12 protein-coding genes and 1 pseudogene are annotated in these 12,646 nt (G+C 42.9%); 8 read left to right on the forward strand and 5 right to left on the reverse strand.

The genetic code is table 11. The annotated features are described in order from the left end of the window. Positions 1-137: 137 nt before the first annotated feature. Positions 138-344 (reverse strand): annotated as a pseudogene (locus F995_RS07230) (transposase domain-containing protein); the annotation flags it as partial. A gap of 64 nt (positions 345-408) precedes the next feature. On the opposite strand from F995_RS07230, the gene F995_RS07235 reads away from it, so the two are divergent. Beyond that, positions 409-684: a type 2 periplasmic-binding domain-containing protein gene (locus tag F995_RS07235; protein ID WP_016806891.1), complete on the forward strand. Its 276-nt coding sequence runs from the start codon at positions 409-411 to the stop codon at positions 682-684. A gap of 29 nt (positions 685-713) precedes the next feature. On the opposite strand, the gene F995_RS07240 is transcribed toward F995_RS07235, so the two are convergent. Continuing rightward, complete coding sequence (locus F995_RS07240; protein WP_004646189.1) at positions 714-1,445, reverse strand: Fic family protein; 732 nt, start codon at positions 1,443-1,445, stop codon at positions 714-716. Between the two features lie 155 nt (positions 1,446-1,600). Beyond that, the gene (locus F995_RS07245) at positions 1,601-2,284 is read right to left on the reverse strand and encodes a cupin domain-containing protein (protein WP_004646190.1); all 684 of its coding nucleotides are present in this window, start codon (positions 2,282-2,284) and stop codon (positions 1,601-1,603) included. A 199-nt stretch (positions 2,285-2,483) separates the two neighbouring features. On the opposite strand from F995_RS07245, the gene F995_RS07250 reads away from it, so the two are divergent. Beyond that, entirely contained in the window at positions 2,484-3,476 is a 993-nt protein-coding gene (locus F995_RS07250) for a Fic family protein (protein WP_004646191.1), read from the forward strand. 332 nt (positions 3,477-3,808) lie between these two features. On the opposite strand, the gene F995_RS07255 is transcribed toward F995_RS07250, so the two are convergent. After that, entirely contained in the window at positions 3,809-4,747 is a 939-nt protein-coding gene (locus F995_RS07255; protein ID WP_004646192.1) for a LysR family transcriptional regulator, read from the reverse strand. A gap of 118 nt (positions 4,748-4,865) precedes the next feature. Here F995_RS07255 and F995_RS07260 point away from each other — a divergent pair, with 118 nt between their 5' ends. The 6 genes from F995_RS07260 (at position 4,866) to F995_RS07285 (ending at position 11,231) form a co-directional block, all read left to right on the forward strand. Then, on the forward strand, positions 4,866-5,831 hold the full coding sequence (locus tag F995_RS07260; protein ID WP_004279327.1) for an MFS transporter: 966 nt from the start codon (positions 4,866-4,868) through the stop codon (positions 5,829-5,831). A gap of 9 nt (positions 5,832-5,840) precedes the next feature. Continuing rightward, on the forward strand, positions 5,841-6,194 hold the full coding sequence (locus F995_RS16980; RefSeq protein WP_004646193.1) for an MFS transporter: 354 nt from the start codon (positions 5,841-5,843) through the stop codon (positions 6,192-6,194). Between the two features lie 31 nt (positions 6,195-6,225). Next, positions 6,226-7,749, forward strand: coding sequence for a M81 family metallopeptidase (locus F995_RS07270; RefSeq protein ID WP_004646194.1), 1,524 nt, complete (start codon positions 6,226-6,228; stop codon positions 7,747-7,749). Between the two features lie 329 nt (positions 7,750-8,078). Continuing rightward, positions 8,079-9,302 carry an efflux RND transporter periplasmic adaptor subunit gene (locus F995_RS07275; protein WP_004646195.1) on the forward strand — a complete coding sequence of 408 codons (1,224 nt, stop codon included), beginning with the start codon at positions 8,079-8,081 and terminating at the stop codon, positions 9,300-9,302. After that, complete coding sequence (locus F995_RS07280) at positions 9,299-10,522, forward strand: ABC transporter permease (RefSeq protein ID WP_004646197.1); 1,224 nt, start codon at positions 9,299-9,301, stop codon at positions 10,520-10,522. The genes F995_RS07275 and F995_RS07280 overlap by 4 nt, the downstream gene beginning before the upstream one ends. Beyond that, complete coding sequence (locus F995_RS07285) at positions 10,515-11,231, forward strand: ABC transporter ATP-binding protein (RefSeq protein ID WP_004646198.1); 717 nt, start codon at positions 10,515-10,517, stop codon at positions 11,229-11,231. The genes F995_RS07280 and F995_RS07285 overlap by 8 nt, the downstream gene beginning before the upstream one ends. A gap of 329 nt (positions 11,232-11,560) precedes the next feature. Here the strand turns inward: F995_RS07285 and F995_RS07290 are convergent, their stop codons facing one another. Then, entirely contained in the window at positions 11,561-12,061 is a 501-nt protein-coding gene (locus F995_RS07290; RefSeq protein ID WP_004646199.1) for a Dps family protein, read from the reverse strand. Positions 12,062-12,646: the final 585 nt, after the last annotated feature.

Below are 12,646 nucleotides of genomic sequence, written 5' to 3' on the forward strand. Positions count from 1 at the left end.
TATTTCTATATGTTCAAAAAAATCTGCAGAATTTTTTTTGGATAGATGTTCGGGTAACTTGGGGAAAACCTATACCTTTAATTTTTTTAATAAGCTGATTTCACTGGTAAGCGTCCGCTGAATCCCATGCCTATTTTTTAATTTTGGTCGGATTTCCAGCGGTGTGGCAATAATTCTTCAATCTGGGTCACTTTATGTGTCGGCAGCCTTTTCAGAACATCACTTAAATAGGCATACGGGTCCAAGCAATTCAGCTTTGCTGACTGGATCAGGGTCATGATGTTTGCAGCTCGTTGACCACTGCGCAGTGAACCTGCAAATAGCCAGTTCTTTCGTCCCGCTGCTGGCATTGCTGAATAAGTTGATGTTTAAATTCAGCCGTAAAGGTTCGATGGGGCTTTTTTAGCGTTGGATGATTTGAATATACAAAAACAGCTAGTTATCCAGGACTTTGGTTATACAATCTTACCCCTAGTTTCTGTAATAAATGAGTTTAGGGCAGAATTAATTAAAGTTACTCCAATTTTAGACCCCTCATTTTCTCGTGTGATTACTTTAGCAACGCACTCTACGAGAAATATTCCCAAGCATATTAGGATCATTTCACGCGAAATTATTGGTTGTGTTGAGCAATCTATTGATGAGAAAAAATGGCCGAATGCTCAATGGATATATGAAAATTAATATCTAAATTTTATTTATAAAATTGTAAGTTAAAGACCTAAAACCACTTGATATGGTTTAAATCCTTCAAGTACAGCATCCGAAACCAATTGAATAAAAGCTTCAGTTTTTCCGTAAGCTATCCACTGATCAAGAGCTTCATAATAAGCCAAACGATTTTCAACTGTGATGACACAAGGTGGATAACCAGCTTTAATCAATTCGAGGTTCATCAATAGACGTGATGTACGGCCATTGCCATCAATGAATGGATGGATACCTACAAAATCAGCATGTACTTTGGCTGCACGTTCAATTGGATGCAGCTTATGTGCTTCACTATTATACCAGTCTACGAATTGAGCCATCTTGTCATTTAATAACGTGTAATCAGGCGGGGTAGACGTTGCACCAGAGATTAAGACATTTTGTTGGCGATAGCGGCCAGCATTATCATCATCAATATTTTTTAAAATGAGTTGATGGATATTGCGAATTTGCCATTCAGAAAATGGTTCCTCTTTCTGAATGATATCCTCAACATAGTAAATTGCATTTCTATGGTTGATCGCTTCGAAGTGTTCTCTTAATGCCTTTCCGCCAACAGTAATACCTTCGAGTACTACTTTAGTTTCTAGCAGGGTGAGTGTATTGCCTTCAATTGCATTCGAATGATAGGTCCAGCGGACAATAAGATCTTCTTGTAAATTTTTAACAATTGATGGAGAAAGAGGGCGATGTTGATCTAATTTTTTCTTTAAATCATCAATAGTTTCAAACATAACCTTATCCCTGAATTTATCTTAGTCGATCATACATGAAAAAAGAAATATCAGAAATGTAGTGATATATCATTACATTTTGTATTGATTATAAAAGTAGTAATTGGATGGCTTTCAATATTCTAGACACGAGACAGCCTCATTTTGAAAACCCATTATTGTTCATTTCCCCATACGCCCATTGCATGCTGTAGATGACCAGTTTTGACATAAAGCGTTGCGCCTGATAGACCTGCCTGAAATTTAGCCGCACTATTGATGGGAAGACGGACCCATGAACCTGCGGGATATATTTCAGTGCCGCAAAATAATTGACCTTTGATAATTAGCACTTCAATCCCTTGTTCTGATTTCTCTTCGAAAATCTGAGCAGGTTTTAGCTTTTCTAAATAGGTCTGTTCATGTTCCGATTGAAATAACGGGCATCTCATCCGATGTTTAGTAAGCTTCCAATTCGCTGGATCATTGGTATTAATTCGGGTGGGCTCTATCTCATTTTCGGTCATTTGCATCAGTTTCACAAAGATTAAACAACCAGCTTTACTGGAAACCTGATGAGTTGAATGATGGGGATTACGTAAATACCAGCCTGCCGGATAATCATCTTCAGCATTCTCTGTAAAAATGCCTGACAAGATAAGGACTTCTTCACCCAAAGGATGCTGATGTTCAGGAAAGGCAGATTCTGGCGCGTATTTCACAAGACTAGTTGCACGTGCTTTCTCATTGCCAATACGATCAAGCATCATTCTATCGACTTCACCTCCTGGAGATTTCACCCAATGGTAATCCTCTGGCTTGATGATGACGGGCTGTGAGAAGTCGGCATGAATAAACATAATGCTGTCCTGTAATGAAAAAACCTACGTATTTTAACGAGAATGCATAGGTTTATTTTAAAAGAAATAGCGATGAGTTATCTCACTGTTTCAGAAAAGATAAGCAGGTTAATAGCAGATATTACTCATTAAGCTATGCAATATTAATATTTTAGAGTTTAATCAACTGTGCTTTGTTTTTACATCAATGAGGAATGGCATGAGATATCAACCGCCTTATACGATCACCTCTAGAATTATTCACTTGATTGCACAAATTAGTGAATCAATAGGGCGTTTGACTGCATTAACCCAAATTCAAGATAGCCTTAAATTGCGAAAAGCAAATCGTATCCGAACGATTCAAGGGTCTTTAGCGATCGAAGGGAATACCTTGAGTACAGAGCAAATCACAGCGATCCTGAATGGCAAGACCATTATCGCGCCACCTAAAGAAGTTCAAGAAGTCCGTAATGCCCTAAAAGCATATGAAGAAATTCAAAATTGGAACCCTGATCAAGAAACACATTTGCTGAAAGCACATCAAATATTGATGACAGGACTGATTGATGAGGTTGGACAGTATCGCCATGGCGGTGTTGGTGTGATGTCAGGGGATCGAGTCGTGCATATGGCTCCGCCTGCAAATCAAGTGCATCGCTTAATGGGAGAATTATTGCAGTGGTTGGCTGAAGGCAATGAGCACCCATTGATTCAGAGTTCAGTATTTCATTATGAGTTTGAGTTTATACATCCATTTGCTGATGGCAATGGGCGTATGGGACGTTTATGGCAAACTTTAATCTTAAGCCAGTGGAATCCAATTTTTCTCAATATCCCTGTAGAAAGCTTGATTTATCAAAACCAAAAAGCTTATTACGATGCATTGCAAGCGAGCACAGATCGCTCAGATTCAGCACCTTTTATTGAGTTTATTTTGCAGATGATTTTAGATGCAATACTCAGTTCTGATGCCAGCGATCAAGATACCGCTCAAGATAGCGTACAAGTTAGCGATCAAGTTAAACGTCTCGTCCAGAAGATGGAGCAGAAGGAATATAGCTTAGCTGAGCTTATGGCTCTATTAGACTTGTCCCATCGAGCAACATTCCAAAAAAATTATTTAACTCCAGCATTAGAAGCCGGTGTGATTGAACGCACCTTTCCTGATAAGCCTAAGAGTCCTAAGCAAAAGTACAAATTAAAAAATTGAACTATACTGAGGTGGATGTGATTATTAATATCATAATGAGCTAATTGTAATGTTATAACATTTCATTTATTTTTAGGTGTAATTTTCTGCTATAATGTCAGTACGCCACTTCAAATCCTGAATTCGGATTTGAACAAGATTTTAAAGTGATTCAATGCACTAAATCTAATTTGGGTCAAAATTGGGTCAATGAATTTTTTTATTCAACAAAAGAGCTTTAAAATGAATGAGTTAGGTTTTGAGTTCAATTGACGCCACCTCCACCAAAATTCTTGTTATAAATCAGACGCTTATTTAAGTGGCTTTTTTATTGCCTAAATTTTATAAGCGATTTAAAAAATCAAATCAAAACTAGAGCGAATACGCTCAATCAATAAATGCTTCGACTCTGACAAATGGGTATTTTTACGTACCATCAATTGGGTCTGAGCCATGTTGCACAGCTCGGAATCAATAGTTAAAGCAACGGCCTGACCTTCTTTGACTGCATCTGCAATATCTGCATAGCGCATGGCGGAAATCCCATGTCCAGCCACAACATAGTTTTTTAGAGCATAAATAGAGTTGGTGGTCAGGCCAATATTCAGGTTTACTTGTAAGCGCACCATTTCACTGTCGAGTAACTGACGGAAACCATGCCCTACGGGCATTAAGGCAAATTTATAGGCTGAAATTTCGGAAAGACAAATGCGATGCTTGAGCTTGGCAAGAGGATGACCGGCAGGAACAGCCACAATAAAAGGTTCTATTTTATGGGCAATAGTGCTGATGTCTGTATGAAATGGGGGATTATACGCCAGTCCAATATGCGCCAGGCTGTCCACGATATGTCGTACCACATGTTGGGCACTCATTAATTCTAACTGGATTTCAAGATTTGGATATTTATGATGCACATGTCGAAGTACATCATAAATCATGTGTTGCATATAACTTTCACTAGAAACAATGTTCACTTTGCCGAGTTGAGAAGATTGCAGCTGAAATAAACTGTCAAATAATTCATTTTCACGATTTTTATTTTCCTTGAAATACTCAAGTACCAGATAGGCAGCTTCAGTCGGAATAATATGCCGTCCCTTACGTTTAAATAAGTTTATTTTTAGTTCAGATTCAAAGAGTTGAATCTGTCGGCTCATGGCAGACTGTTCGATATTCAGGATGTCTGCTGCTTTACGCATCGAGCCAAACATCATCACCGTATAGAAATAGCGTAAACGCTTTTCATTGATTCCGTTCAGTGGCGCAAGGAATTGCAAGTTTCTGTCCATAAAAACTCTGATGCTTTTAAAGCATCAGTATGCCTAAAAAATTACATTGTTATCAAGTCAGGAGCATGCTTACATGGGTTTTGAACAATAAGAAGATCTAGATAAAAAGGAGTTTTAGATGGATTTAATCACCTCCCGTCAACAACGGTTAGACCAGATTTACAAGAAAGTAAGCTGGCGCCTGCTGCCATTTTTATTGCTGTGTTATTTCTTTGCTTATCTGGACCGGATCAATATCGGATTTGCCAAGTTGCAAATGCAGCAGGAGCTGGGCTTTAACGATGCAATTTATGGCATGGCAGCCGGCATATTCTTTTTAGGTTATGTCCTGTTTGAAGTGCCAACCAACCTGTATTTTGAAAAAGTCGGCGCCAGAAAAACCATTACCCGCATCATGATTTTGTGGGGCCTGACCTCCATGTCGATGCTATTTGTCACCACCCCGCAGATGTTCTATGTCTTGCGCTTTTTACTAGGCGTATTCGAAGCCGGTTTTGCCCCGGGCATGATTTTCTATCTGACCTATTGGTATTCCGGTGCACGCATGGCACGTGTCATGGCGATTGTCATGCTGGCCGGGCCGCTTGCTGGCATGTTAGGCGCACCGTTATCGACACAAATTATGAGTACTTTCCATCAGATTTATAATCTTTCTGGCTGGCAATGGTTATTTTTATTAGAAGCTGTGCCGACCGTGCTGTTGGGCTGCGTAGCGTACTTTTATTTAACTGATCATCCCTCACAAGCAAAATGGCTGTCCCAAGAGGACAAAGCCTTATTGGTGAAAGAAATTTCCCAACATCAGTCTGCCACTGGTCATAGTAATTTTAAAGCGGTATTAAAGGATCCTTGGATTTATTTCATGGCCTTGGCCTACTTCACCATTATCTGTGGGATCTATGCGATTGGCTTCTGGCTACCATCTTTACTGAAGTCGGGCGGTATCCAAAATTTGCAGATGATTGGTTGGCTGGTGGCGATTCCATATTTATGCGGTGCAATTTTCATGATCATTTTTGCCCGCAGCTCGGACAAATGGCAGGAACGGAAATGGCATTGTGTAGTGCCGACGGTATTGGCCTGAGTCAGCTTGATGTTGTCGGTGATGAGTGCGAATTTCCTGCTGTCCTTTATTGCGATCTGTACCGCAACGGCCTTTATGTTTAGTGCCTATACCATTTTCTGGTCGATTCCATCGAAATACTTAAGCGGTAGTGCGGCAGCAGGCGGAATTGCCCTGATTAACAGTATCGGATTACTCGGTGGTTTTGTCAGTCTAAATATTATGGGCATGGCGCAGTCAATGACCGGTTCCATGCTGGCAGGCTGGTTCACGATTGCTGTGATCATGATGCTCGGAGGCACTTTCCTGATCTATGCCTTCAGACTGAAAAAGCAAGTTGTTTCCCAGCAAGTAACACGCGCTGCCTTAATCGTCGATAAATAATCAATCATGCAGCATAGGAAGGATTCAAGATATGAAGAAAATCATCATTGCGGGCTTTCAACATGAAACCAATACCTTTGCCCCGACCAAAGCAAGATATGTGGATTTTGTCCAGGGCGGGGGATTTCCTCCGCTTAGCCGCGGCGCAGATGTCCTGAAATTTCGGGAACAGAACATTCCGATTGGCGGTTTTATTCAACAAGCAGAACAATTCGGTTATCAACTTTTGCCGGTAATCTGGGCTGGCACTTCACCTTCAGCGCATGTAGAGCAGGACACTTACCAACGGATCTGTGATGAAATTATTGCAAGCATCCAGCAGCATCCGGCAGATGCGGTGTATCTGTATCTGCATGGTGCCATGGTTAGTGAACAGGTGGATGATGGTGAAGGGGAATTTTTAAGACGGGTTCGTGAAGCAGTCGGGTCGGACATTCCGGTAATTGCCAGTCTGGATTTCCATGCCAATGTCACGCAAGCGATGTTTGCTCATAGTGATGCATTGATTTGCTATCGGACTTATCCGCATGTAGATATGGCCCAAACTGGACAACGCTGTGCCCAACTGCTGAATCAAATATTCGAGGGCAAAAAACTGTATAAGAAAATGTACAAGCTACCGTTTTTGATTGCGTTGAATGCACAATGTACCGAGCTGGAACCTACCCAGTCTTGTATGAATTTACTCGAACAGCTAGAACAAAATAATCCTGTCCAGATGAATTTTACGCCGGGTTTTCCGGCGGCAGATTTTGAGGAATGTGGCGGTTGTATCTGGGGCTATAGTGAAAACGCTGAGCAGTTAGATCAGGCCATGCAACGCTATATCGACCATGTGCTGCAACAAGAAGCGCATTGGAATATGGATTTTTTATCACCAGATCATGCCGTGCAGCAGGCAATTCAACTTTATCAACAGCATTATTCGGCCAAACCCGTGGTGATTGCCGATACTCAGGATAATCCGGGAGCTAGTGGCGATTCGAATACAACCGGGATGTTATCGGCGCTATATCGACATCCGGTTAAAAATGCATTGATTGGCCTCATTGTCGATCCCGCGGTGGTGCAACAAGCCTATCAGTTTGAGCTTGGTCAGCATTTTTATGCGCAACTGGGTGGAACATCGGGTATTGTCGGGGATGCCCCATTTAGCGCTGAATTTAAAATCAAAGCCTATAGCGATGGAAAATTCAGCTATGGCGGACCCATGATGCATGGCGTTGAGGCGGATATCGGCCCGAGTATATTACTGGAAATAGACGGTATTGAAATTGCAGTCAGCTCTTACAAAGCCCAGTTGCTCGATCGTAATATGTTTAGAATTTTTGGTGTTGTGCCTGAAGATAAATCAATTATTGTAGTGAAAAGCTCGGTACATTTTCGTACAGATTTTCAGGACATGGCTGCTGCCATTTTAGTCGCAAAAGCGCCTGGGGCCATGAAAGCAGACCCGAATGACCTGCCTTGGCAAAAGATTGAGCCTGATAGACGACTCGTGCCAATGGGCGAAAGTCTGGCGCAGCGTGATCAGCCATTGCGTCGTACGGTCTAATATTTAACTAATATTCAATTAACACCCAAACGATTGAACAGGCAAGCTCTATCATGATCTAGCCTGTTTTTTGATCACATCTCCATTTCCTTAAACTTAATACAATTTTCTGTTACTTGATTCCGTGTCTGGATCTGCCATAGATGAACTTGACTGACACCGACTTAAGCTAGCTCAAAAAAGTGGACAGGAACTCAACATTCTTTTCAAACTCAACAAAATACCTATAATTCCAATTAGAAACTTGTTGTAAATTAAACCTTAGGAAAAAAACAAATACAGTTTTGACTTTCTTATTTCAAATTAGACGAATCAACCGGAGATTCTCATTGCGCGCTGCCCGCTATAAAATTTTGCTCATTATCGTATTGCTACTGGCAGTAGGGTTTGCTCTATTTCGCTGGTGGCAAGGGCCAGTGGTGCCTAGTTATACGCTGAGTGCCATGCCGCTAGTACAAAATGTTGTTGCGACCGGACGTGTTGCGACAGTATCACGTGCCCAGGTAGGCAGTGAAATTAGTGCTGTGGTTCTGCAACGTCTGGTGCAGGAAGGCGATCAGGTTAAACCGGGTGATCTGCTAGTGGTATTGAAGTCGGATGAATTGCTGGCCCAAGTCAGACAGGCTGAGCTGGCATTGACTGAATTGGCAAGCAGCCGACGGCCACAGGCTGCAGCAGAACTGGCCAGTGCCAAAGCCCAGTTGGAGCAGGCCAGCCGAGAAGCAGCACGTAGACGTAATGCAGAAGCCGGCATCCTGTCGAGGGAAGAAGTCGAACAGGCTGTGGAAGCAGAAAGAGTCGCGCGCAATAATTATGAGACAGCCCGGGTAAAAGCAGGCGCATTGGCTGCGGGTCAAGTCGAAGAAGCGTCGCTTCGGGAACAGCTGGCGGTGGCACAGGCGCAACTGGCCAAAACCAAGATTCGAGCGGCGGTCGCCGGTACAGTATTGACACGCGATGTCGAGCCGGGTGATCTGGTTCAGCCGGGACAAACTTTATTTACCATTGCGTTAATAGGGAATACAGAAATCCGGGTACCGCTAGATGAGCGGAATTTACCGCAACTCGCCTTGCAGCAAAATGCCACCGTAATTAGCGATGCCTATCCGGATCAGTCTTTCCCGGCCCGGATTAACTTTATTGCACCAAGTATCGATCCACAGCGAGGTACGGTAGAAGTCAGGTTAACTGTCAATCCCGTACCAGATTTTCTGCGTCAGGACATGACGGTATCGGTGAATGTCGAGACGGCCAAACGAGCACGGGCTCTGGCTATTCCGAATGATGCTTTAAGCAGTATCAAGGGAGATAAAGCCGTGGTCTTAATGGTACGTGATGGAAAAATACAGCGTCAGCAGATTACTTTGGGCTTGCGTGGCCTGGCCATGTCAGAAGTGAAATCCGGGTTGAGCGAGGGTGATCAGGTGTTGGTAGATGCCGAATCTTCATTGGAGGATGGCACCAGAGTTCGCTTAAAACCACACCAGAGTTCATTACAGAATTCTGCTGATATGGCCAATAGTAAAAATGAATTACCGGTGAACTTCGATTGAAAAATTTATTCGGGCGGCTCTGGATCGAATGGAAAATCGCGGTCAGTTTTTTGCGCGAGGGTCGCGCGCAGTCCATCATGATCACCATCGGGGTTGCCGTGGGCGTAGCGGTGATCGTCTTTATCACTGCGTTGATTCAGGGGCTGCAAGCCAATATTGTTGAACGAACCTTAGGTACACAGGCTCATATTCGTCTGCTGTCACCGGATGAAGTCAACCGGATTGTGTCACCTCCCGCCGGAACAGTGCAATTATTGCAGGAAGACAAACGGGCACAGCGCCTGCGTTCGATTAACAATTGGCAACAGATTACCGAAACACTAGACCAGTTGCCTGTACTGACCTCCGTCTCGCCGGTGGTGTCGGGGCCAGCTTTTGTACAACGTGGTGATGCGATCGAATCAGTGGCCTTGGTCGGGATGAATTTAGAACGTTATCAGCAGATCATTCCATTAAAAGAATATTTAATCAGTGGCCAGTTGCGGGTCGGCGCGGATGATGTACTGATTGGCAGTCAATTGGCCAAAGACCTCGGTGTTCAGGTCGGCAGCAAGTTGCGACTCGATACTGGCCAACAGAACAGTGCTTTGGTGAATATTGCCGGTATTTTTGAACTGGGTGTGCGCGAACTGGATGCGCGTTATGTATATCTGGATCTCAAGCAGGCACAGTCCTTACTCGGCCTGCCAGGCGGGGTAACGGTGATTGACCTAACCATTGCCAATATTTTTGAAGCAGACCAGGTTGCCGCACAAGTCGGACGCCTGACCTCATTAAAAGCCGAAAGCTGGATTGAAACCAATGCACAACTGATGAATGCCATTACTGCACAAAGCCTGTCGACTAATATGATTATTGTCTTTGTCGCAATTTCGGTGGCTTTCGGGATTGCCAGCGTCATGTCCGTCAGTGTGGTGCAGCGCACCCGAGAAATTGGTATTCTGCGGGCGACAGGTGCAACCCAATCGCAAATCCTGAGGGTTTTTCTGTTTCAGGGCGCAATCTTCGGCTTGCTCGGTTCAGTGCTGGGCAGCATAGTCAGTTATGGCCTGGTGTGGGTATTTAATAATTTTGGTCCGGGATTATTCTATATTCCGATATCGATTGAACTGGTGATTTTGGCATTATTGTTGGCGACATTAACAGGCGTACTGGCTGCAGCGGTGCCATCACGTCGGGCCGCGGCACTCGATCCAGTGGAGGCGATTCGTCATGTCTGAGCAATCTCAGGAAGTTCTGCGTCTGGAAGCGCTACGCAAGTCTTATAACATTGGACAGCCCAATGAAGTTGAGGTTTTGCATGGCATTGACCTGCGCATTGATCGCAACGACTTTGCTGCACTTATTGGCCCTTCCGGTTCTGGAAAAAGTACCTTACTGAATATTCTGGGACTGCTAGATAAACCAACGAGTGGCGAGCTGTATTTGTTGGGACAACCTACCAGTGCGATGGATGATACCGGCCGTACGGCGCTGCGCGGCAACAGCATCGGATTTGTATTTCAGTTTCACCATCTGATTCAGGCATTTAGTGCACTGGATAATATTCTCATGCCTTTAATGATGGCGCATGGCAAACCGAATCAGCAGGCAATGCAACGCGCACGTGATTTACTGGCGGCAGTGGGGCTGGAAAAATTTGCCGAGCGTAAACCGAATGAATTGTCCGGAGGACAGCAGCAGCGGGTGGCCATTGCTCGGGCCTTGATTACTGAGCCGGCCTTATTATTGGCCGATGAACCGACAGGTAATCTGGATACCCAGACCGCGGCTGATATGTTTGAACTGTTTCGTAAAGTGCATCGTGAACGCGACTGCGCCGTACTTTTAGTCACGCATGATCCGCGCCTGTCTGCCACTTGTGATCGTACCATCAATCTGGTCGATGGCCGGATTGAAAGTGATTCGAGCAATTCTCCTCAAGATTAAGCTGTACTGTAAGGAGCCAGGAGGGCTAATTTTTTGAAGCGATCGAAAAGATATTTCAGATTTATAGCTTTCAAAAAATGATAGCCATATATGAGATTGAAATAATCTGTAAACAATCTGTTTGTTAAAAAAGGATGTATGCGATTGCCTACATCCTTAAATTTTGATGGTTTAATTTTAATGATCCTGACTTTTAGCTTGATCTAATCATTGAGTGCCGATAAATCCCCCTAATATAAACGTCAGGATGAAGCCGAACTTTAATGGCACTACCGCAAGTTTCCATTTCATCCTGTGAATAAGCCTGATTTCAAAGATTCGATCCGATTTTATTGTTCCAGATTGCTTCTCAGCATCCAGGCAGTTTTTTCGTGTACTTCCAGTCTTTGCGTGAGAATGTCAGCGGTCGGCTGATCATTGGCTTCTTCAATGATCGAAAAAATACTTCTGGCGGTACGTGCCACAGTTTCATGTGCATCTACCAGTAAACGTATCATTTCTTCAGCTTTAGGTACACCTTCGACTTCTTTAATGGAGGTGAGTTTTACAAACTGTTTATAAGTGCCGGGTGCTGCAAAACCTAGAGCACGAATACGTTCAGCAATGATGTCCAACGCATTCCATTGCTCGGTATATTGAGTCATAAACATGTTGTGCAGGCTGTTGAACTGGGGGCCGGTGACATTCCAGTGGAAATTATGGGTCATCAAATACAGGGTATAACTGTCTGCTAAAAGTCTGGATAAACCATCGACAATTTTGGCGCGATCATCATGCGAAATCCCGATATCAATTTTCATTGCTTTAGATTCTTTTTTAGAAGAGGCCATGCTCTTACTCCTTCAAACTTAACGCGATACGGTGTATTAAAATAAAGTCGGATGTATCTGAAGCCCGAGCCAAGAGATGAAATGATCTCTATGACTTTGTATTTGATCTAACAGGCTAAGAGATTTAAGTGGTTATAAGTTATAGATATTAGATCAATATAAAGGCAGGAAGTTTAGTCATTATGTATAAGCAGGGCGCGGGATTGTAACTATTTAAATCTGTCAAGTTCTGACCATCTTCAGCGGTAGCACGTTAATTTTTCATAGCAAATTGAACTTCTAAAAAAGTCCTAATCATTTCAGGACTGAAACATCGTGTTAGGTTATGACGCTTATTTATGAGCAAGATCACATATCACTCCACTGAGTCTTTATTTCAAAATATCTCTGTAATATTTTAAAATTTTATTTTAAACAAATAACTTAGATTAAAATCTTAATCACTAATAAACCCGAAATTTATAAAAAATAACACAATGCTGCCTTAATTAAACAAGGCACTACAAACAATAATAAATCTCTTTCTCAAATGCAGTTATGTTAGGACACAGGCGAAACCAATAACAATATTCCCAGAAAAGCAAA

The organism is Acinetobacter sp. CIP A162 (assembly GCF_000367905.1).
Taxonomy (GTDB): Bacteria; Pseudomonadota; Gammaproteobacteria; order Pseudomonadales; family Moraxellaceae; genus Acinetobacter; species Acinetobacter lwoffii.

Coding starts and splice junctions, on each gene's coding strand:
- F995_RS07245 (WP_004646190.1), bottom strand. CDS start 2,284: ATGTTTATTCATGCCGACTTCTCACAGCCCGTCATCATCAAGCCAGAG.
- F995_RS07270 (WP_004646194.1), top strand. CDS start 6,226: ATGAAGAAAATCATCATTGCGGGCTTTCAACATGAAACCAATACCTTT.
- F995_RS07240 (WP_004646189.1), bottom strand. CDS start 1,445: ATGTTTGAAACTATTGATGATTTAAAGAAAAAATTAGATCAACATCGC.
- F995_RS07285 (WP_004646198.1), top strand. CDS start 10,515: ATGTCTGAGCAATCTCAGGAAGTTCTGCGTCTGGAAGCGCTACGCAAG.
- F995_RS16980 (WP_004646193.1), top strand. CDS start 5,841: ATGTTGTCGGTGATGAGTGCGAATTTCCTGCTGTCCTTTATTGCGATC.
- F995_RS07260 (WP_004279327.1), top strand. CDS start 4,866: ATGGATTTAATCACCTCCCGTCAACAACGGTTAGACCAGATTTACAAG.
- F995_RS07255 (WP_004646192.1), bottom strand. CDS start 4,747: ATGGACAGAAACTTGCAATTCCTTGCGCCACTGAACGGAATCAATGAA.
- F995_RS07290 (WP_004646199.1), bottom strand. CDS start 12,061: ATGGCCTCTTCTAAAAAAGAATCTAAAGCAATGAAAATTGATATCGGG.
- F995_RS07250 (WP_004646191.1), top strand. CDS start 2,484: ATGAGATATCAACCGCCTTATACGATCACCTCTAGAATTATTCACTTG.